This window comes from Flagellimonas spongiicola (genome assembly GCF_023502425.1).
GTDB classification, from domain to species: domain Bacteria; phylum Bacteroidota; class Bacteroidia; order Flavobacteriales; family Flavobacteriaceae; genus Flagellimonas; species Flagellimonas spongiicola.
Window position 1 is genome coordinate 216,420 of the sequence record NZ_JAMFMA010000002.1, and the last position, 21,324, is coordinate 237,743.

16 protein-coding genes are annotated in these 21,324 nt (G+C 40.7%); 6 read left to right on the forward strand and 10 right to left on the reverse strand.

The annotated features are described in order from the left end of the window. Both M3P19_RS07185 and M3P19_RS07190 read right to left on the reverse strand, forming a co-directional pair. Positions 1 to 885, reverse strand: coding sequence for a leucine-rich repeat domain-containing protein (locus tag M3P19_RS07185; protein ID WP_249656976.1), 885 nt, complete (start codon positions 883 to 885; stop codon positions 1 to 3). A gap of 139 nt (positions 886 to 1,024) precedes the next feature. Next, positions 1,025 to 2,935: an ABC-F family ATP-binding cassette domain-containing protein gene (locus M3P19_RS07190; RefSeq protein WP_249656977.1), complete on the reverse strand. Its 1,911-nt coding sequence runs from the start codon at positions 2,933 to 2,935 to the stop codon at positions 1,025 to 1,027. A 66-nt stretch (positions 2,936 to 3,001) separates the two neighbouring features. Here M3P19_RS07190 and M3P19_RS07195 point away from each other — a divergent pair, with 66 nt between their 5' ends. Then, positions 3,002 to 3,394 (forward strand): DUF983 domain-containing protein, encoded by a 393-nt coding sequence (locus tag M3P19_RS07195; protein WP_249656978.1) that lies wholly within the window; start codon positions 3,002 to 3,004, stop codon positions 3,392 to 3,394. Here M3P19_RS07195 and M3P19_RS07200 read toward each other — a convergent pair. Beyond that, on the reverse strand, positions 3,382 to 4,437 hold the full coding sequence (locus tag M3P19_RS07200; RefSeq protein WP_249656979.1) for an NAD(P)/FAD-dependent oxidoreductase: 1,056 nt from the start codon (positions 4,435 to 4,437) through the stop codon (positions 3,382 to 3,384). The two genes, M3P19_RS07195 and M3P19_RS07200, sit on opposite strands and share 13 nt — an antisense overlap. 226 nt (positions 4,438 to 4,663) lie before the next feature. Between M3P19_RS07200 and M3P19_RS07205 the strand changes: the two genes are divergently transcribed. After that, positions 4,664 to 6,427 carry an IPT/TIG domain-containing protein gene (locus M3P19_RS07205; RefSeq protein WP_249656980.1) on the forward strand — a complete coding sequence of 588 codons (1,764 nt, stop codon included), beginning with the start codon at positions 4,664 to 4,666 and terminating at the stop codon, positions 6,425 to 6,427. Positions 6,428 to 6,527: 100 nt separating this feature from the next. On the opposite strand, the gene porN is transcribed toward M3P19_RS07205, so the two are convergent. The 7 genes from porN to M3P19_RS07240 form a co-directional block, all read right to left on the reverse strand. Further along, complete coding sequence (porN, locus tag M3P19_RS07210; protein ID WP_249656981.1) at positions 6,528 to 7,430, reverse strand: type IX secretion system ring subunit PorN/GldN; 903 nt, start codon at positions 7,428 to 7,430, stop codon at positions 6,528 to 6,530. A gap of 20 nt (positions 7,431 to 7,450) precedes the next feature. Then, positions 7,451 to 9,022 carry a type IX secretion system motor protein PorM/GldM gene (gene porM, locus M3P19_RS07215; protein WP_249656982.1) on the reverse strand — a complete coding sequence of 524 codons (1,572 nt, stop codon included), beginning with the start codon at positions 9,020 to 9,022 and terminating at the stop codon, positions 7,451 to 7,453. Positions 9,023 to 9,088: 66 nt separating this feature from the next. Beyond that, complete coding sequence (porL, locus tag M3P19_RS07220; RefSeq protein WP_249656983.1) at positions 9,089 to 9,739, reverse strand: type IX secretion system motor protein PorL/GldL; 651 nt, start codon at positions 9,737 to 9,739, stop codon at positions 9,089 to 9,091. Positions 9,740 to 9,809: 70 nt separating this feature from the next. Further along, positions 9,810 to 11,201 carry a T9SS ring complex lipoprotein PorK/GldK gene (gene porK, locus M3P19_RS07225; RefSeq protein ID WP_249656984.1) on the reverse strand — a complete coding sequence of 464 codons (1,392 nt, stop codon included), beginning with the start codon at positions 11,199 to 11,201 and terminating at the stop codon, positions 9,810 to 9,812. 121 nt (positions 11,202 to 11,322) lie between these two features. Continuing rightward, positions 11,323 to 12,480 (reverse strand): formimidoylglutamase, encoded by a 1,158-nt coding sequence (locus M3P19_RS07230; RefSeq protein ID WP_249656985.1) that lies wholly within the window; start codon positions 12,478 to 12,480, stop codon positions 11,323 to 11,325. After that, entirely contained in the window at positions 12,481 to 14,964 is a 2,484-nt protein-coding gene (gene topA / locus M3P19_RS07235) for a type I DNA topoisomerase (protein WP_249656986.1), read from the reverse strand. Positions 14,965 to 15,084: 120 nt separating this feature from the next. Further along, on the reverse strand, positions 15,085 to 16,329 hold the full coding sequence (locus M3P19_RS07240) for an LVIVD repeat-containing protein (protein WP_249656987.1): 1,245 nt from the start codon (positions 16,327 to 16,329) through the stop codon (positions 15,085 to 15,087). A 130-nt stretch (positions 16,330 to 16,459) separates the two neighbouring features. On the opposite strand from M3P19_RS07240, the gene M3P19_RS07245 reads away from it, so the two are divergent. The 4 genes from M3P19_RS07245 (at position 16,460) to miaB (ending at position 21,250) form a co-directional block, all read left to right on the forward strand. After that, positions 16,460 to 17,437 carry a formylglycine-generating enzyme family protein gene (locus M3P19_RS07245; protein ID WP_249656988.1) on the forward strand — a complete coding sequence of 326 codons (978 nt, stop codon included), beginning with the start codon at positions 16,460 to 16,462 and terminating at the stop codon, positions 17,435 to 17,437. Positions 17,438 to 17,441: 4 nt separating this feature from the next. Continuing rightward, complete coding sequence (locus M3P19_RS07250) at positions 17,442 to 18,773, forward strand: Gfo/Idh/MocA family protein (RefSeq protein ID WP_249656989.1); 1,332 nt, start codon at positions 17,442 to 17,444, stop codon at positions 18,771 to 18,773. Positions 18,774 to 18,790: 17 nt separating this feature from the next. Further along, positions 18,791 to 19,705 (forward strand): hydroxypyruvate isomerase family protein, encoded by a 915-nt coding sequence (locus M3P19_RS07255; protein ID WP_249656990.1) that lies wholly within the window; start codon positions 18,791 to 18,793, stop codon positions 19,703 to 19,705. Positions 19,706 to 19,786: 81 nt separating this feature from the next. Next, on the forward strand, positions 19,787 to 21,250 hold the full coding sequence (gene miaB, locus M3P19_RS07260) for a tRNA (N6-isopentenyl adenosine(37)-C2)-methylthiotransferase MiaB (protein WP_249656991.1): 1,464 nt from the start codon (positions 19,787 to 19,789) through the stop codon (positions 21,248 to 21,250). Positions 21,251 to 21,324 lie beyond the last annotated feature (74 nt).

A 21,324-nucleotide genomic window follows, 5' to 3' on the forward strand; every position in this document is an offset into this window, starting at 1 on the left:
CTACTCATTATCGTCAACATCTTCAAATTTTGTATCAGCCATGCGTGTACGCTGTAGCTGTATTTCGTTAAATCTTGGATTCAATGATTTCTCATCGGTGTCGAATACCAAAAATTGATTGGTATCCATATTTTGTAATCCTTCATAGGATTTAAACCTATTGTTTTGCAGTTGTAATATTTTAAGGCTTGCCAATTGACCAAATTCGCTGGGTATATCCCCTCCCAAATGGTTGTTGGCCAGAACCAACTCCTTGAGCTCAGAAAGCCTTCCCATTTCCACTGGTATACTTCCTTCCAATCCATTTTCGAACAATCCCAAGGCTTCCAGTTTAGTAAGGTTGCCGATGGATCTTGGAATTATACCTTTCAAATTGTTACTGGACAGATTGAGTTCCCTTAAATTTTTCAACTCACCGAATGTTGGGGGAATGGAACCACTTAAAAAGTTATTGAACATTGAAAAAACCCTTAATTCTTGCATTTGTCCAACACCTGTTGGCAAAGAGCCCTTAATCCGGTTCATTTCCAATCGCAACACCTTAAGGCTTTTGAGTTTCACTATATCCTTAGGTAATTCCCCTGTTATGCTGTTAAAAGCCAGATTTAAGTGGGTGAGATACTTGAGTTTCCCAATGCTTTCCGGAAGCGTTCCCTCCAGATTGTTCATGAACAGGTTTAAACCGACAACATGATTGTCCTTTATTGTCACACCTTTCCAATTCTGAACGGGAGAATTCAAATCCCATGCTACCTTCCAACTATCGCCATTGGTACTTTGGAATAATTCCACCAAAGCCATCTTTTCCTTTGCGGATACTCCTTCAAAAGAAAAAAGCTGCTGTGAAACTATCACTAAAAGACACAATGTTATAAGGCGCGTCATAAAGTTGATGCTATTAATTTATAAGAATATACCTACAAATAAAGAATAGTAAGAAAAAACCCACAAATTAAATAGGCGTAGCACCCCAAAACTGTTGTAAAAGTATCTAAAGCTGTTGTGTACCGCTGGGTAAGTTTGCTCAATCCAGGTTTTCAAGCTCTTCAGAGAGCTTCTCCCAATCTTCCATTAGTGCCTCCAAATCCTTCTTTTTTCCTTGGTAGGTATCAAAAAAACCAGGTTTGGCGATTGTAGCATCGTAATCCATGAGCATTTGATGATCGATCTCCGCAATTTCCTTTTCCAATTGGGAAATCTTCTTTTCCACCCCACTCAGTTTGTTTTTAAGCGATTTTTGTTTCTTCTGGGTCTGGTAATCGTTTGCCTTGGGTTTCTCTTTGAGCTGTTCTTGTTTCTTCTCGCCCTTTTCAATCTTTCTAAAGTCTTCGGCCTTTCGTTGTTCCAAATAAAAATCGATATCCCCCAAATACTCCTTTATGCTGCCATCTTTGAACTCGTAGACCCTATCTGTTAAACCTTGAAGAAAATCGCGGTCGTGCGAAACCAGAACCAGAGTTCCCTCAAAATTTTGAAGAGCTTGTTTCAATACATTCTTTGATTTGATGTCCAAATGGTTTGTAGGTTCGTCCATCACAAGAACATTGAAGGGCTGTAATAGCATTTTTGCCAATGCCAATCGATTTCGCTCTCCTCCGGACAGTACCTTCACATACTTTTCCACCTCATCGCCTCGAAACAAAAATGACCCTAGGATATCGCGTACTCTACTTCGATTGCTCTCATTAGCCGAATCAATCATCGTATCCAAGATGGTCTTACTGCCATCTAAATATTCTGCTTGGTTCTGGGCAAAATATCCGATTTGGACATTGTGTCCTATTTTAAGGTGACCTCCATGCTCCAATTCGCCTACCATTATTTTGGCCAAAGTTGTTTTTCCCTGACCATTTTGACCCACAAAAGCGGTTTTACTGCCTCGCTCAACCAGTAATTCTATGCTTTTCAAAACTTCCTTGTCCCCATAACTCTTGGATAAATCCTCCAATTCCGCCACAACTTTACCCGGGGTTATGGACACTGGAAAACGCACATTCATCACACTGTTGTCCTCTTCATCCACTTCTATGCGGTCTATTTTATCCAGTTTTTTAATCAAGGATTGCGCCATGGACGCCTTTGATGCCTTAGCCCTGAATTTTTCAATAAGACGTTCAGTTTGCTGAATCTGTTTTTCTTGATTCTTTTGGGCGTTTAACTGCTGTTCTTTTATCTCTGCGCGTTGCACCAAATATTTGGAATAGGGTTTATTGTAATCATAAATACGACCCAACGATATTTCAATCGTCCTATTGGTCACATTGTCCAGGAACATTTTATCGTGGGATACAATTACAACAGCGCCGCTATAGTTTTTCAGGAATTGTTCCAACCAGATTATGGATTCAATATCCAAATGGTTGGTAGGTTCATCCAATAGTAAAACATCATTGTTCTGTAACAGGAGCTTGGCCAATTCAATTCGCATTCGCCATCCACCGGAAAAGGTATCAGTGAGTTTATCAAAATCCGGTCTTTTAAAACCTAGACCCGTCAATACCTTTTCGGTATCTCCTTGATAGTTGTAACCTCCAAGGATTTCATATCGATGCGTACTATCGGTCAAATCAATCATCAATTGATTATAACCTTCACTTTCATAATCTGTCCGTTCGGCCAATTCTTGATTGATGCTTTCCAACCGAAGTTCCAAGGCCTTGATTTCACTGAATGCCTGATAGGATTCTTCCAATACTGTCCGACCCTGTTCAAAATCGATATCTTGTTTCAAAAATCCAATTTTGATATCTTTTTCCATAGCAATGGTACCCGTATCTGGGGCCATTTCCTTGGATAATAGCTTTAGCAAGGTAGACTTCCCAGCGCCGTTTTTTCCTATGAGTCCAACGCGGTCACCACCGTTCAATCGAAAGGCTATTTCTTCAAAAAGGTATTCACCGCCAAAGGCAACGGAAAGATTATGGATATTGAGCATTTTATGTGACCTGAATTACATAACAAAAGAGGGTTAATCCGTACTTTTGCATAAAAATCGCTGCAAATGTTAAAAAAAGGAAACAAACTCTACAGTATTTTAACAGGAACTTGCCCAAAATGCCATGAGGAAAGCATGTATGAGAATACAAATCCGTATGCGCTTTCGCAGTTGTTCAATATGCACGAACGCTGTTCGCATTGTAATACGAAATACAAGATTGAGCCTTCATTCTTTTATGGTTCCATGTACGTTAGTTATGCTGTGGGAATCGCATTTGCCACTGCGGCCTTTGTTATTGCTTACTTGATATTGAATGCATCTTTGGTTAACACATTCATAGCAATTGTGCTTACTTTGATCGTATCCCTGCCAATCATTATTCGCTTGTCACGGAACATTTGGATCAACTTCTTTTTTAAATATGAACCCAATCAGGTAAAGGGTCAATTGGAGTAGTACTTTTTTGTAAAACGACTGATATCAAGTTCGGTTTCCAAAGGAGTTCCCATTTCGATGAAATTGAACAGTTGTGCTGCGGCATAAGGCGCTATCATCACCCCACGTGAACCGAATCCATTCAACACGTATAAATTGCCATGTGCCGGATGCGCTCCAACTAATGGCCTTCTGTCCACCACAGTAGGTCGAATGCCGGCAACATGACCCACTACTTCATAAGGACATTTCAAAAAGGTTTCCAATTTTTCAATCAATTCCTTTTTTGCCGCATCTGTTGGGGCATTGGTTTTATCCTGCCATTTATACGTAGCACCTACGCGATACACAGCTTCACCTAAAGGAATCGTAAAAACAGAGGATTTTATAACATTCTCCTCTCGATAATCCTTTGCTTTAATCGTCAACAACTCACCTTTGGTACCATTTAACGGCAAATACCCGAAAAATGGATTGGTTTTAAGGCCGTAGCCTTCGCAAAACACTATTTGTTTTGCTTTCATCATTTCGTAGGAAACATGATCAGGAAACACCTTAAAATGGCTAAAATTGAAGGGGTGAAAGGATAAATTTCCTTTTTCTTGTACATGTTGTCTGTAAGATGCAATCAACTTAGCTGTATCGATACGCCCTGTATGCTTCACTTCCCCGAAGCCGAATTGTGCATTCAGGGCAGGATTATTGTTTTCCAGGATATCCGTGGAAAGAAATTCATCCAGACCTGGTTTATCCATAGCTTCAAACCATAGGTTCTGCTCTTCAATAGAGGCAAACTTTCGCAAAACGCGAATCTTATAGTCCAGTTGAACACCCAATTTTTCCTCTAGTGCCGAATAAAAAGGTATAGCCTGCTTTAATTGCCCAGACGCATTCCAAGCCAGTGTAAATCGTTTTAAGATAACGGGATTATAAAGACCCCCAGCCACCAAGGACGACTGCTGGGAATCATCAGTTATCACATGATAGGTTTTCCCGGTTTTCTCCAATTGTTCACAAAAAGAGACCCCTGCCAATCCAAGGCCAACAATAAGGTAATCCAACATAAGGCGAAGATATTAATCCTGTTTTAAAATGGAGGTATGCTGACAATAAGATACTTCACTTAGTTCAGCATGACTCCATGGGCAAATTTAACTCTGGCACTTACTATTTAAAAAAGCACCATCAATTCAAAAGGGGGATTCATCAAGTCAGACTCTACATCCATGAATTAAGGCCGTGATTCCCAGAGACAATTGTATTTCTTATAGTTTCTAAAAATGCTATATCATGAACAAATCTATTTTAATGTATGCCTCTTGCATACTAGCCGTGCTACTTTTTGTGTTTTGCGGCAAAGACGACCCAAAAGATCAGGAAACGCCTGGTACAAATCCCCCAACTATCAAAAGCTTTAGCCCACCAGAAGGACCCGTGGGCACCGAAGTAACCATCAACGGAACCAATTTTAGTGCCACTGCTGGTGAAAACAAAGTGAGGTTTAACGGTACAAATGCCACAGTAACCACGAACACGACTAGTCTCTTAAAAGCAATTGTCCCCACTGGTGCAAGCACAGGTACATTAAGCGTAGAAGTAAATGGTGAAACGGCAAACAGTCCGGAATCATTTACCGTGACTACTATATCCAATTCACAACTTGCCATTTCAGATTTTGAACCTCAAAAGGGATCCATCGGTACGCAAATAGAAATCAACGGATCAAATTTTGGAGAATCCTTTGAGGATATTACAGTATACTTTAACGGAACAGCCACTGATATTGATCAATTATCAAATTCAAGACTATTGGTTAAAGTTCCAGAGGGAGCAACCACTGGGCCCATTGAGGTTACAGTTGGAAATGAAACGGTAACAAGTACTGCCTCCTTTACGGTTGGCCCAACCATTTCTGGATTTACTCCAGACCAAGAAAACGAAGGCGTTATTGTTGAAATCAACGGTTCCAATTTTAGCACTGTTCCCGAAAATAATGTCGTGAAATTCAATAACGTTGCAGCTCAAGTAACAGATGCAACATCTACTATGCTTACTGTAATTCTGCCAAATGGAGCTACAACGGGCAACATTTCTGTTGAAGTAGCAGGGCAAACCACAGAAAGTGCAGACGAATTTACGGTTGGGCCATGGAAGAAACTTTCAAGTCCTTCCGACATTGAATATCCGATACAGGGCGGCAACATGGCAGTTTTGGAAAACGAAAATGGAGACGCTGAAATCTATTTTGGTTTTGGGCGATACAACAATGGTTCCCTTGTTTATTCAAATGACATTTATGTTTATGATATTGTAAACGATTCATGGGTAAAAAGACAACCCTCAATGGCAACTCCAAGATTTGAAGCTACATCCTTTGTATTAAACAACAAATGGCACATAATAACCGGTAAAAACGGCAATGGTGATATTGATGATAGTTGGTCATTTGACCCTGCATCAGCTACATGGGAAAACCTAGGCACAACAGACTGGGGCAGTGGACTTTCATCCTTTTGTTCAGATCTAGCCTGTTTTGTATACGGCGCTGAGGAAGATACTGAAAAAGGTAAACTAAAATTCTATAATGGGTCATGGACGGATAGAGAAAGTTTTACTGTTTCCAATGAAGGAATCGTAAATGCAGTAGGTTTTACAATCAGCGGTCTTGGATTCATAGTAACTGGAACTGTTGGCGAAAATTATGCAAGTTCACTTTATAGGTATCGATTGAATATCAATGAATGGGATCAATTAGCTCCTGTTCCTTTTACTTTAAGAAAAGACGCCATTGGTATAGGATTGGGTAATAAGGCATATGTTGGCCTAGGAATCGATCATACTCTATCGAAATACCTAGAAGACATTTGGGAATATGATGGAGGCACCAACCAATGGACACAGAAATCAAATTTCCCAGGTGGTGGTAGACAAGGTGCAACATCTGTGGCTACAGGTGGGCATATATATATTTATGGTGGTGAGGGTTCAGGAATAGACCCTGAACTGGAAAGCTTCTGGAGATACACACCTTTGCTGGATTTAGAAGAAATGTAATTGTTAAAGTGTATAGCAATTCTCTAAATAGTTAAAACAGAAAACGCCGCACAAATGTGCGGCGTTTAACTTATAGAATTGGAAAATTATTTTAGCAGGTCTAGTAGGCCCACATATCTTGTTCCCTGTCTCGGATGACCTCCTTTATACGTTTGGCCTCCAATAATTGGAACAAGGCGTTATCAAATACGTAATCGTCTATTTCGCGATCCCCATGGACATTGTCCTCCTTATAGATCACACCATTGAATCGTCTTGCGTTCAAGAGCATGTCATAAGAGATAGGTCTTGCGGAATTGCGTTGGTTATAGACCTTGGCATCATGAAGTACTTGACGGGCGGCAGGATACCATACCCAGAAAAGTTCTACCTTATTTTCGCCTGGATCTACTGATTCATCGTCAATAAAGTTTACGTCTGGAGCTACAGGGGCAATACCCAATAGTCTATACTTCAACTCTCCTTGACGTTTGTCAAAATACCACATTCCCTTGATACGATATTCTTCAATATCAGCTGCACTCAAATCTCTTTGGTTAATGAATTCCGCAGAAATCTGTTCACCAGCATTCAATTGCTCGTAACCAAGATCGGTAGTATCTACCTTGCTTAACGTAGCGGACAAGTCTCCTAAAGTTCGTTTTTCAGTGAAATACGAATCGGTGTACACCTCAGTCAGTTTCCCATTTCTGATGTTTTTCATCAACACATGGTAAAGTGACCTTCTGTCCGCTCCAATACCTATAGTATCGGTTGGATAGTACAATGGAAAGTTAACACGCTCGTCCAGGTCAATGGTTTCCCATACGGTCTTGGACCAAAGGATATCCCTGTCGTCTACATAACCGTAGGCAAGCGGGGCGTCATTGTCCTGTTCTTTCTGGGCTTCGGTCTTTATTCCAATATCCTGTGGCAACTTGGCATTCAAAATGTTTGCCTGTCCCAGCATGGATACTGGCGCAAAAGCCAACGCTCCAATGATTAATGCATTTTTCCAATTCATGATTATACTTCTATACTTAATTAATTAGTAAGCTCTACTACAACAGGAGATACTTTCTTCAACTTGTATGTTCTGTTGTTAGTGATATAAGCTTTGATATCGAATATCTGAACGGCATCACCACGCTTAGCTCTCTTAAGGGCAGACTTGGCTCTTCCATCCAATTTGTTACCGTTTACGTTAATGGTTGGCTGACCTGGCACCTTGAACTTAAATCCGCTAACGGCAAGGTTCAAGTCAAAATCAAAGTCTTCCAACATAGCGCCAACTGTAGAAATCTCAAGGTTTCTTCTTGGCATTTTAACGCTACCAGCTTCACCACGTACTGTACCACCTGGTCTTGGGATATCCTTGATTCTAAATTCAGATCTAGTGGAAATCGCTTGACCATCAGGTAATGTACCTGAAGCAGTAATGGTAACTGTTCTACCTGTACCTGGATTCATGATATAGTTGCTACCGCTTCTTCTGGTCAAACCAGTTGCTCTAGCATTAACTTTATTATCTGGAATACCAGGAATGGAGATGGTCATAGGGTTGGCCACACCACGGTAAACAACATTCATTTTATCTGCAGAAATAACCGCAGCATTAGGCTTGGTAATCGTAGCAAACGTATTGTTCACTTCTACTGGAATCTCCTCACCATCCTGCATAAAGAACATAGTTCCAGAAACAGTATGGTCACCTGCAGTACCAGCACTGATCAACAGCTTGATACCACCTTCTTCCAATACATAATCCTTATCAGCAGTAAGGTTTCTACCGTCCAACTTCAACTCAGCTCTAACCGGTTTGGAAGAGTTATCGGTCTTACTGATGATAATCTTACCATCATACTTCTCACCTGTATAAAAAGCAGTCTTGGAAGCGGACAAGGAGGTAGCGAAATTCTTCAAGGAAACGGCTTCTGTCAAGTTACCTTCCAAAAGTCCTTTCAATACTTCTTGCTCTGTAGACATGATATCTGCCTGCAACTGAGTCACTTTAGTCAAAGAAGCCACTAATGGGTATCCTTCAAAGTGATAGTTGATCCAATCTACTTTTACTTTATCACGAAGTCTGGTCACCTTTCCATCTTTGTCTCCAGTCTCGAAGCGTGTTTGAACAGCCCCTTTGATTTCGGACATATTCTCTGGAAGTGCAGCCAATATCTTTTCACGATAATTGGTTATGTTGTTCAAAAACTCTTGCCCTTCTGGCTTAAGGTTGTCACCTTGGAAGAAAAGATTGTCCAAGAAATCGGACTTATCCATAACAACGTAATTGTTAGGGTCTTCCTGATCGGCCAACATACCTTTTTTCAATTCCTCCAAGTACGCGTAGTACTCATTGGAAAGTTGTTGAACAGTTTGCGCCTTTTCATACAATGGACCATATTTGATCGCATCTTCTGATGCTTTGGTCCCTAGACCTTCAAAGTAGGCCAAATTGTTAGCTTCGGCTTTTTCGTTGGAAGTCTCCAGTTTAGCATTCATCAAACCGAATGCAGCGAGAACCTCCTTACTCATATTTAATGCCAACATCGCGATGAAGATCAAGTACATAAGGTTGATCATCTTCTGACGTGGTGTCTGTTTTCCTGATGCCATGTTTTTTATCTAATTAGAATTAATAATTAATTTGACTTGGGGTTTGGTATATCAATTACCTCCTAATTAGTTTTTTGCCATTGCAGACAACATACCACCGTATACTCCATTCAAGGAAGAAAGATTCGTTGCTAAAGATTCCATCTGCTCTTTAAGAGCTCCGGCATTCTGTACAACTTCTTCGTTGATGGATGCTTGACGGCTAGCGCTTTCCAACTGTACTTTGTACAAGCTGTTCAAAGACTCCATTTGAGCGGCTGCATGAGACAACTCTTCTGAGTACTTCTTAGTGTGCTGGATAGCATCTGTTGTAGGAGCAATACCTTTGGCAGCGCCTTCAAAGTTTTTGATGCTGTCACCTAAGCTAGTGAACAACTCAGAATCGATATTGGCTTCTTTTAACAGATCATCCAATTTTCTGGAAAGAAGACCTTCAGCTTCTTGAGCTTGCTTAACGTCATTCTTGTTTCCTTTGGTTTGACCGTTAGCCAATTCTGGGTATACCAAAGACCAATCGTACTCATCGTCTACTGGTTCAAATGCAGAGATAGCGAAGATCAATGCTTCGGTAATAAGTCCAACCGCAAGAAGTAGTCCCCCTGTAAGTGGTCCAAACTCCCAGTGTAGGATCTTGAAAAGTGCACCAATAATTACTACCGATGCTCCAAGGCCATAGGCCATGTTAAACAGCTTTTTTGTTGATTTTGACTGTGCCATAATTCTAGTTTTAATTAAGTTATATAAATAAGTATTTGGTTACTGGTTTATATAATGTTCTCTCTTTTAATTATCGTGCAGAAGGCAACCCGTTTCTTTTACCGCTTGTGGAATCTTCCTCGCCCATGTAATCCTGAACGGTTCTAAATCCGATATAGCTACGAGCAGAATCTTGGTATTCGTAATCACGTGTACTCACCTGCAAGAAATAAGCAACGTCTTTCCAAGACCCTCCACGGATCACTTTTCTTTGGTTTTGTCCAGAACCGATATTTGGGTTCATAGTGGACAAATATTCGTAGGCCCCTTGGTCAAAGCTAGAGCTAGTCCACTCCGCTACATTACCGGCCATATTGTATAAGTTGTAATCGTTGGGCTCATAGGATTTAGCCTCTACGGTATATAGTGCTGCATCCGCTGCATAATCCCCACGTTGTGGTTTGAAGTTAGCCATGAAACATCCGGTATCACTGATAACGTATGGTCCACCCCATGGGTAAGTACCTCCTTCGATACCACCTCTAGCGGCATACTCCCACTCTGCTTCAGTTGGCAATCTAAATTGGTTCACAAATTGCTTGCCTCTCGATTTTTGATCATCATTCTTGAACTTGGTTCTCCAGTTACAGAATGCTTTGGCCTGCATCCAGTTCACCCCTACTACAGGATAATCACTGTACGCATCATGCCAAAAATAATCATTGTGCATAGGTTCATTATAGGAGTACTCAAAATCCTTGATCCACACGGTGGTATCCGGATAAATTCGAAGTTCTTCTTGTTTGATAAAGTCTTTTCTTCTTCCTGTTTTAGCTCGGGCTGCGGCTTCAATGTCCATCCAATTGTATTTGTATTTTAATTGGGTAACATCTAGTGTACGCAAACCATTATAGCTTTCCTCTTCAGGTAAATAAATGGAATCCATAACCTCAGCATAGTACTCATCCGGATATTCGGATGTGTCCCAAACCAGGTCAACATCTGTATTTAAGGCTCTTCCTTCATAACCGGTCTCACCGAGTCCGGCATAATTGTCGAGCATATATTTTTCGTAAACGGAAATTCTGGAAGTATCGGTATCCTTAAAGGCATATTCACCAATTCCTTCATCTTCTGGGCCTATACCCAGTTCATCGGCAAGGATAGCCAATTTTGTTCTTGTGATGGAATCTTTTACCCATTCCACGAATTGACGGTACTCACTATTGGTGATTTCCGTATCATCCATATAAAAGGAACGTACGGTCACTGTTCTTGTGGGAGCGTTTAAGACTTTAGCTTGATCTTCTTCAGCCTTACCCATTACGTAGGAGCCTCTTGGAATCAATTCCATTCCGTAGGGTTTCTCTGGATACCATTTTTTTCCTTTGGCTCCAACTAGTTCACCTTTTGATTTTGAATTTGAACCGCAACTTGCTAGTAAAAAAACAAATGCTAGAGATGAAAAGAATAGCTTTCTCATACTTTAGGTTAAATTTTCGATTTAAGATTTTTAAACTGTGCTACACAAAATTCTTATTCTCAAAACTGATTTTTGAATAAATTATTGTGTAAAAACAGTTAATGCTCAAAATTTAATTTGTTCAGTTAAAGCCCTTTCTGTAAGCTTTGAACCACCTTTCGGGGATGATCTGGTTGCAAGCATCCAAATAGTCCTCTTCGGTGCATGGTAATAACGCCACCGAATTTGTTTTAGTATGTTCGGGCAAAATAGATGGAACCTCAACCCACCAACGTTCTGTTATATGACTCTTGTAGAATACCAATTCTTCTGTATCCGTAGGTACGGTGAACTTGGTAAAGTCCTCACTCTTAGAACTCGGAAATTCCGTAACCCTAAAACTGATGCCTTCAATGAAGTACCAAATAATTTGGGCAATCATTTGAAAGGCCTGTAGTGAATTCTCGCCTTCATAGATTCCAAAAAGGGAAACCTTATCGCTTATTCCAGCATATCTGGCTATTGCGCAAATCTCACGTCCGGTAAATCCGTTGGGGGAAAAGTTTTTGTACAATCCCATTTCAGCAGCACGGATAGCACGTAAATCCAAACTCACAATATGGGAACTGCGCAAGATAGGTTCCGCCAAAGAAATGTTATTGGCAATATCTCCCAAACGGTAAGCATCAAAGAACAGGCGTTCCATTAAATCAATTTCCTCCTGGGCATTGAAATAACTCTGGTAACCAATATTGGAAAAATTGAAAAGGTTGTTGGGCTTGTCCGTTATGATCCTGCTCATATAAGAATGCGAGGAAATCAATTCGTCTTCTTCACCAAAATCGAACCTGCTGTCAATGGACACCAGATTGACCATATCCTTGATCTTATCAAAAGCTCTATAGGTTGGGAAAGTAATATCTTGGGTTGCACCTATAATAATAGGTATAATATTTTCCTCTAAAAGGCCTGCTACAACTTCCTTAACCACAAAGTAGGTATCCTCAACCGTTTCACCTTCCTCAATATCGCCAATATCTATAATCGTGGAATTCCAGTTCCCCATCATGAGGCGATAAAGTTGGATACGGATTTCATCCACATCCAAGCGCTCCATTTTTTTCTCAAACGCGTTCCTCGATTCGTTAACGGCAAAAATGGCGACCGTGGCATTCGCGAAAACCGGCAGTCCCTTTTTCTCAGTGTGTTTATGAATGTTATTTCCTAGAGCCTGGGGTGGGAGTAGTTCTGAATAGGCAAGTACCTTATCACTAACCGGAACTAAAAAATCAAATGCCATTTATTTCTTTGCTTTCGCCTTGGTTTTCTTTTTTGGTGTCTTTTTTTCAATGAGAGCCTGCGCCTCTTCCAATGAGATCTTGGTTGCATCCACATCTTTGGAAAGTTCTACTTTGACTCTTCCTTTGATAATATTATGTCTACCCCAACGGGCTTTCTCAATCCTGATTTTTTCCTCTGGCCATTCTTGAACCAATTTTTCGGCTTCCTTGATTTTCTTAGCTTCTATCAATTCGCCTATGTCGGATTGGGATAGATTGTCAAAATCATATTTTTTGTTCACATTGATGAACATCCCATCCCATTTAATGAACGGTCCAAACCTACCTACACCCTTAGTTACGTCTTTACCTTCATAAGCGGCGATGGGTGCATCAGCTTTTTGTTTGGCAATTATGAGTTCTATGGCACGATCCATATCAACATCAAAAGCACTTTCTCCTTTGTCCAGTGAGATGAACTTTTTTCCAAAACGGACGTACGGACCAAACCTACCAACATTTGCCTCAACTTCCTCACCTTCGTAACTTCCCAATTTTCTTGGTAATTGGAAAAGCTCCATGGCCTCATCAAAAGTAATCGTGGAAATGGATTGCTCTGGCAATAAACTGGCAAATAGCGGTTTCTCTTCTTCATCTACCGTACCAATTTGAACCATTGGTCCAAATCGTCCCAACCTTGCAGCGACCTGACGACCAGATTTTGGGTCTGTTCCCAATACGCGTTCGCCACTGGCTCTTTCCGCATTCTCTTCCACATGCAAAACTTGTGGATGGAAGTCCTTGTAGAATTCCTGCATCATCTGCTGCCAATCTTCTTCGCCGTCAGCTATTTCATCAAAGTTTTCTTCAACCTTAGCTGTAAAATTGTAATCCAAGATCGTCGTGAAATTGCTTACAAGGAAATCATTGACGATCATTCCAATATCGGTTGGCACTAGCTTTCCTTTGTCGGAACCTATCATTTCAGACAGGGTTTTTTCCGATAAATCACCAGCTTCTAAAACCATTTGGGTGTATTTACGCTCTGTGCCTTCAACAGTTCCTTTTTTCACATAACCTCTATTCTGTATTGTGGAGATTGTTGGCGCATAAGTTGATGGTCGTCCTATGCCTAATTCCTCTAATTTCTTCACAAGGGAAGCTTCTGTATATCGGTATGGCGGTCGCGTAAAACGTTGCGTTGCTGTAATAAAATTATTCTCCAAGGATTCCCCAACGTTCATCGCTGGAAGCATTCCTTCTTGTTCCTCTACTTTATCTTCTTCATCTATCCCTTCCAAATAGACTTTCAAGAAGCCATCAAACTTCACTACTTCTCCGTTTGCAGAGAATTCTTCCGAATGGGTATTGGTCTTGATCTTTACATTGGTACGTTCCAATTGTGCATCACTCATTTGTGAAGCAAGCGTACGTTTCCAAATCAATTCGTAAAGTTTAGCTTGATCTCGTTCCAAAGAAGGAGATTGACGGTTCATGTCCGTAGGTCTTATTGCCTCGTGAGCTTCTTGTGCTCCTTTGGACTTCCCGGTGTAATTGCGAACCTCGCTGTAGGCCTCACCGTAATTCTGGACAATGGCCTCTTTCGCAGCATTCAATGCCTCATTGGAAAGATTGACGCTATCGGTTCTCATATAGGTAATCAGACCTGCTTCATATAATCGTTGTGCTACTTGCATGGTTCTACTCACAGAGAAATACAACTTTCGTGAAGCTTCTTGTTGTAATGTTGATGTGGTAAAAGGCGGAGCCGGTGATTTTTTAGCAGGTTTTTTATCCAAACTTGCCACTGAAAAATCAGCCCCGATATTTTGTTGTAAAAAAGCTTCAGCAGCTTCCTTTGTTGGAAAGGTTTTATTGAGTTTGGCCCCAAAAACATTCCCGTTTGATGTTTTAAATTCTGCACGAATGCGGTACGAGGCCTCAGGGGTGAAACCTTCAATTTCACGTTCGCGCTCAACAATCAACCGAACCGCAACCGATTGCACACGACCCGCGGATAATCCTGGCTTTATTTTTTTCCAAAGTACCGGTGAAAGTTCATAACCCACCAAACGATCCAATACCCTTCTAGCTTGTTGGGCATTCACCAAATTGTAATTGATTTCCCGTGGGTTCTCAATGGCTTTTTGGATAGCGGATTTTGTAATGGAATTGAAAACGATTCTTTTGGTTCTGGCTTTGTCCAATTTCAACGCTTCTGCCAAGTGCCAAGATATGGCTTCCCCTTCCCGGTCCTCATCACTTGCCAACCAAATGGTTTCTGCTTTTTGGGCTAAATCCTTGAGTTTCTTAACCAAGGCTTTCTTTTCCTTGTCAACAGTGTATTTAGGTTTGAATCCGTTGTCCACATCCACACCGAGTTCTTTTGAAGGCAGGTCAGCAATATGGCCAAAACTAGATTCCACTTGATAATCCTTACCCAAAAAACGCTCTATGGTTTTTGCTTTAGCAGGTGACTCAACAATAACTAAATTCTTAGGCATGCAAAGGGGTTTTGAGGTAACAAAAGTATATCAATTTTTCGATTTTGGATTTTCGATAAAATTTAAAGCAAAAAAATATCCCGCTAAAAACGGGATATTCAATTGGGTTATTGTGTATGATTACTTCAGATCTATCTGACTCATAAGCTTGATATCATCATCCAAATATTCATATTGATATAGGATTTCATCACCCACCATTATTAAATGACTTTCCAATGGAATGACATCGAACGTAACTATATCTTTAAAATGATTTAACTGTTCCAATTCCATTACATCGGTTTTGTCGTAAACTTTTAAACCAGATTCCCCATCACAAACAAAGAGTTTTTCATCTCGGATTCCCAAACCATAGGGTTCGTCCATAGCGTACTCAATAGCCAACTCTGGATTTGCAATATCGGAGATGTCAACAATGAATAAACCACTTTCCAAGGCACCACAGCCATTACCCCCGCGAAGTGTTACATAGGCATAATCGCCATCTACCACTACAGGGTCACATGCTGTACCGTGTTCAAATTCGGAAACGTATGTTGGTGTAGCAGGAGAAGAAATATCGTAGATATACATTCCTCTCATACTTCCTAAAAACAAATGGTCCCCACGATTAAAAATGGTTTCAATGTCAAACCCAGCATAGACATCTTCCAAATCAACAGGATTATCCAAATCCGAGATATTGAATACGTTGATATTGTGACTATCGACAGCATATAGAAAATCTTCTACAATTTTAAAACGCGCCAATGAACCACCTTGACCAGTATCGCTTGCATTTGCAGTTTCAGCAAAGGCCATATCATCAATAAAAATACCTCCGCCTCGTTCTTCCACTTCTGAAATCAATCTTCGCTCCGTGGTAGTTTCCCATCCAATCAAAACTTCCGTTTCATAATCAAAACCTTCATCTTCTATAATATCAGCATCAAACGGCCATATAATATTATTGTAAAGCACATTTTCCAATCGATTGACTTGTTGTATGTTTTCAATATCAGAAATATCCAACACTACCAAATCGGTCAAACTATCCGCATAGAGAAAATCATCTTTTACCGAAATGTCTACATTCCCTGGAATTTTGATAAAAGCGATTTTACGTGGACGTTGAGGAAACGTATTATCAATCACATGTACCCCTTGATACTTATCGTTCACAAAAATATAATCTTGGTAGGTGTATACTTTCCCGGACTCATCTACCGGCCTTGGTGCTATAATATCAATTGTTGCCAATTCAGATTGATTGATCACCAAAGGTCGCGCAACAACATAGTCTGCATATTCACCGTCTTTATCGTCACAGGACACAAAGGGCAGCGTTAAGAGTGATAGGATTACTACAATTTTCTTTTTCATTTTGTTTATGTTTTTTGGATTAGATAGCACTATTTAGATTGAATCTATTAAACAAAGTTGCGTCAACATATCACAAAAAAGTTTGAACATGTACTGGATATTGTTCTATTTTTAATGACAATTCTTCAATTTGAGAACACTTTTTTTAGCAACCGCACTAGTTGTAGGTTTGACTGTTTATGGTCAAAAACCGTTTGAATCCTATCACCAAAAGATTTCAGGAACTGAATTACAAATTACCATGATTCCCATTCCTGGTGGATCATTTCAGATGGGTAGTCTAGAATCTGAAAAAGGGAGATCTGCAGATGAAGGACCTCGTCATTCTGTAAAAATCGACCCTTTTTGGATGGCCGAGGTCGAAATTACTTGGGACCTCTATAATTTGTTTGTTAATCGAACAATAGACCAAATAAAAACGTCAGAAGGATTAGGTGATGAAGTAGCGCTTTCCGTGGACGCAGTTACCGGTGCCACTATCCCTTATGTGGATATGGATTTTGGGATGGGTGTGGAAGGTTTTCCGGCCATCAATGTAACCCAGTTTGCCGCGAGCAAATTTTGTGAATGGTTGTCTGCAATGACTGGGAACTTTTACAGATTACCCACTGAAGCAGAATGGGAATACGCTTGTAGGGCGGGAACGGAAACCGCATTTGCTTTTGGTAATGATCTCGCATTGCTGGAAGAATATGGTTGGTCCATGGAAAACAGTGAAGGCACAACACACAAGGTTAGCCTCAAAAAACCAAATGCTTGGGGTCTGTACGATATGCATGGCAATGTTGCCGAGTGGACTTTGGACAAATACATAGCAAACTGCTACGCTTCAAGAAGCAAAACCTTAACTGAAAACCCCTTTGAAAAACCAGACAAAACCTACCCCAGAACGTTACGCGGTGGGTCTTGGATGGATGATACCTCAGAATTACGGAGTGCATCCCGAAAAGCATCGGATAAAAAATGGAAAATGCGCGACCCTCAGATTCCTAAAAGCAAATGGTGGCATACAGATGCTCCTTTTATCGGATTCCGCATTGTAAGGCCTTACCATACCCCAAACGCGGAAACACAACAAATGTACTGGAAAGAAAAACACACAAAATAAAGTCATGTTAGATAACCAAAAAACCAAAGAAACAGAAAAGCTAAATCGCCGTTCGTTTGTAAAAACCACAGGCCTTGCAACTGGTGCGCTCTTGAGCACCTCATTACCATTGAATGCAATGGGGTACGTGACCCCAAAGAACAAACTTAAACTCGCTGTTGTTGGTTGCGGCGGAAGAGGAACAGGAGCGGTGGTTCAGGCGCTAACTGCAGATCCAGATGTTGAATTAGTAGCTATGGCCGATGCCTTTCAAGATCAGATCACAAAAAGTCTGGCTGGAATCTCAGAACATTTTGAAGGCGAACGAAAAATCAAGGTTAAGGAAAAACACCAATTTTCTGGTTTTGAAGCGTATAAAAATGCCATCGATATGGCCGATGTAGTGATCTTGACCACACCTCCTGGATTTCGTCCTTTGCATTTTGAGTATGCAATAGCACAAGGCAAACATGTCTTCATGGAAAAACCTGTTGCTACCGATCCCGTGGGAATTCGAAAGGTATTGGCAAGTGCCAAAATTGCAAAGGAGAAGAACCTGAATGTAGTTGTTGGGCTCCAACGGCGTTATGAGAAAAAATATTTAAACCTTTTTGACCAAATCCAAAAAGGAAGTATCGGTAAAATTGTATCAGGGCAGGTTTACTGGAATAGTCCAGGGGTCTGGGTAAGAGCCAGACAACCTGAACAAACTGAAATGGAATACCAAATGCGTAATTGGTATTATTTCAATTGGTTATGCGGAGACCATATTTTGGAACAACATATCCACAATATAGATGTAGCAAACTGGTTCATTGGGGAATATCCAGTTTCGGCCCAAGGTATGGGTGGGCGACAAACCCGAAATGGTTTGGATCACGGTGAAATATACGACCATCATTTTGTGGAGTTTACCTATCCTAGTGGAGCCGTGATAGCCAGTCAATGTAGGCATCAAAAAGGATGTTACACCAGAGTTGACGAAGTGTTCCAAGGTACCAAAGGTTCAATTATAGCCCGAAAAGGTTTGGTGACAGATTTAGATGGATCCACAATTCTTGACGCAAGCAAGCAAGATGACCCAAATCCGTATCAGGTGGAACACGACAAACTGTTTGCCGCAATACGGAACGGTGAAGTTATTGCTGATGCTGAACATGGAGCAAAGTCCACTTTAACAGCGATAATGGGCAGAATGGCAACCTACTCCGGACAAACTATAACATGGGAACAGGTCTTAAATTCGGATTTGAGCCTAATACCTGAAAGTCCTTCATGGGACAGTAATCCTCCAACCATGCCAGATGAAAATGGAAGATACCCAATCCCAATGCCCGGTATCACCAAATTCGCCTAACAAAAACTTACAAAACAATGAAACGAAGATCATTTATCAACCGAAGTGTTCTGGCTGGAACAGCTCTAGGAATCTCACCTTCTATGTTTGGAAAATCAACAATGGGTACGGCCTACAAATTCAATTTAAAGTACGCCCCTCATTTGGGCATGTTTAAACACTTGGCAGGCGAAGACCCCATAGATCAACTAAATTTTATGGCCGATCAAGGTTTTACTGCATTTGAAGATAACGGCATGAAATCCCGTCCATTGGAACTTCAAGAAAAAATGGCCTCCACTATGGCCAAACGAGGTATAGAAATGGGTGTTTTTGTAGCACATGAAATTTATTGGAAAGAACCAAATCTTGCGAGCGGAGACAAAGAAAAGCGCTCAGAATTTCTTTCACAAATTGCCTCATCCGTAGAGGTTGCCAAAAGAGTCAATGCAAAATGGATGACAGTGGTTCCTGGCCACGTGGATCTAAGACAAAACATGGGTTATCAAACCGCTCACGTAATAGAATCCCTCAATAGGGCGTCCGAGATATTGGAACCACATGGTTTGGTTATGGTGTTGGAACCATTGAATTTTAGAAACCACCCTGGACTTTTCTTATCTGAGAGTCCACAGGCTTTTGAAATTTGCAAGGCGGTTGATTCCCCATCCTGTAAAATCCTATTCGATATTTACCACCAACAGATTCAAGAAGGCAATCTAATTCCAAATATTGAAGCCTGTTGGGACGAAATAGCATATTTCCAAATCGGGGATAATCCGGGTAGAAATGAACCCACATCTGGTGAAATAAACTATAAGAATGTCTTCAAATTCATTCACAACAAGGGATTTGATGGAATTTTGGGCATGGAACACGGCAATTCTAAAGAAGGTGCGAGCGGGGAACAAGCGGTTATTCAGGCGTACAAAGCTTCCGACGATTTTCTTTAAAAATGCTAAATCCATATTAAACAACTGCCAAATTGTCACTAATCTGGATAATGCATTATCTTTGCATCCCATTATTTTGAAATGATAAGGAACGAAGAAATCGAAAAGATAATAGACGAAGATCAGCAAGGAAGTGCTTTGGCGTTGGAAAAGAATGACTCCAACAGCAGAAAGCTCTATATAGAAAGTTATGGCTGTCAAATGAACTTCTCTGATAGCGAAATAGTTGCATCCATTTTAGCCAAAGAAGGTTTCAATACCACACAAGACTTGGCAGAAGCCGATTTGGTGTTGGTAAATACTTGCTCCATTAGGGAAAAAGCTGAACAGACCGTCCGCAAACGCTTGGAAAAGTTCAATGCTGTAAAAAGGACAAATCCTGGTATGAAAGTGGGCGTACTAGGGTGTATGGCGGAGCGTCTCAAAAGTAAATTCCTTGAAGAGGAAAAGATTGTAGACATGGTGGTTGGCCCGGATGCCTACAAAGACCTACCAAATCTAATCCAGGAAATTGACGAAGGTCGAAATGCGGTCAATGTTATTCTTTCCAAAGATGAAACTTATGGCGATGTTGCCCCAGTGCGATTAAATTCCAACGGTGTAACAGCCTTTGTCTCAATTACCAGAGGATGTGACAACATGTGTACCTTTTGCGTGGTGCCTTTTACCAGAGGCCGCGAACGAAGTAGGGATCCACAATCCATTTTAGAGGAAGTAAATGATCTATGGGAGCGTGGATTCAAGGAAATTACCCTCCTAGGTCAAAATGTGGACAGTTATTTATGGTACGGTGGTGGTTTGAAAAAGGATTATGAAAAAGCGTCCGAAATGCAGAAAGCCACCTCGGTCAATTTTGCCAAATTATTGGAAATGGTGGCGTTGGCACAACCAAAGCTGCGAATTCGGTTCTCAACTTCCAATCCTCAGGATATGACCTTGGATGTTATTGAAGCAATGGCCAAATACAAGAACATTTGCAAATACATACATCTACCTGTGCAAAGTGGAAGTGATCGAGTACTAAAAGCTATGAACAGATTACATACTCGCGCCGAGTACTTTGAACTTATAGATAACATCAAAGGGATTATTCCTGATTGTGCCATAAGTCAAGATATGATTGCTGGTTTCCCAACAGAAACAGAAGAAGACCACCAAGACACTTTAAGTCTCATGGAATATGTCAAGTATGATTTTGGATTTATGTTTGCCTATTCTGAGCGACCAGGCACCTTAGCTGCAAGAAAATTAGAGGACGACATACCAGAGGCGACCAAAAAGAGAAGACTTCAGGAAATTATCGCAATACAGCAAAAGCACAGTCTATACAGAACCGAGCAACACGTGGGAAAAGTAGAAGAGGTTTTGATTGAAGGTGCTTCCAAAAAATCAGATGCCCACTGGATGGGACGGAACTCGCAAAATACCGTGGTAGTGTTTCCAAAGGAAAATTATAAGGTAGGTGAGTTTGTCAATGTGAAAATCAACGATTGTACCTCTGCAACACTATTAGGTGAAGCGGTTGGTATGAGTGAAAACAATTAAAAAGGAAATAGGATATTAAGAGTTTAGAAACACTAGAGTCTTGTGACTTAAAGCTTGTGACCAGTATCCTAAAT

Excerpts from the sequence above, each read along its gene's own strand:
- M3P19_RS07185 (WP_249656976.1), bottom strand. The coding sequence starts at position 885 with ATGACGCGCCTTATAACATTGTGTCTTTTAGTGATAGTTTCACAGCAG.
- M3P19_RS07190 (WP_249656977.1), bottom strand. The coding sequence starts at position 2,935 with ATGCTCAATATCCATAATCTTTCCGTTGCCTTTGGCGGTGAATACCTT.
- M3P19_RS07195 (WP_249656978.1), top strand. The coding sequence starts at position 3,002 with ATGTTAAAAAAAGGAAACAAACTCTACAGTATTTTAACAGGAACTTGC.
- M3P19_RS07200 (WP_249656979.1), bottom strand. The coding sequence starts at position 4,437 with ATGTTGGATTACCTTATTGTTGGCCTTGGATTGGCAGGGGTCTCTTTT.
- M3P19_RS07205 (WP_249656980.1), top strand. The coding sequence starts at position 4,664 with ATGAACAAATCTATTTTAATGTATGCCTCTTGCATACTAGCCGTGCTA.
- porN (WP_249656981.1), bottom strand. The coding sequence starts at position 7,430 with ATGAATTGGAAAAATGCATTAATCATTGGAGCGTTGGCTTTTGCGCCA.
- porM (WP_249656982.1), bottom strand. The coding sequence starts at position 9,022 with ATGGCATCAGGAAAACAGACACCACGTCAGAAGATGATCAACCTTATG.
- porL (WP_249656983.1), bottom strand. The coding sequence starts at position 9,739 with ATGGCACAGTCAAAATCAACAAAAAAGCTGTTTAACATGGCCTATGGC.
- porK (WP_249656984.1), bottom strand. The coding sequence starts at position 11,201 with ATGAGAAAGCTATTCTTTTCATCTCTAGCATTTGTTTTTTTACTAGCA.
- M3P19_RS07230 (WP_249656985.1), bottom strand. The coding sequence starts at position 12,480 with ATGGCATTTGATTTTTTAGTTCCGGTTAGTGATAAGGTACTTGCCTAT.
- topA (WP_249656986.1), bottom strand. The coding sequence starts at position 14,964 with ATGCCTAAGAATTTAGTTATTGTTGAGTCACCTGCTAAAGCAAAAACC.
- M3P19_RS07240 (WP_249656987.1), bottom strand. The coding sequence starts at position 16,329 with ATGAAAAAGAAAATTGTAGTAATCCTATCACTCTTAACGCTGCCCTTT.
- M3P19_RS07250 (WP_249656989.1), top strand. The coding sequence starts at position 17,442 with ATGTTAGATAACCAAAAAACCAAAGAAACAGAAAAGCTAAATCGCCGT.
- M3P19_RS07255 (WP_249656990.1), top strand. The coding sequence starts at position 18,791 with ATGAAACGAAGATCATTTATCAACCGAAGTGTTCTGGCTGGAACAGCT.
- miaB (WP_249656991.1), top strand. The coding sequence starts at position 19,787 with ATGATAAGGAACGAAGAAATCGAAAAGATAATAGACGAAGATCAGCAA.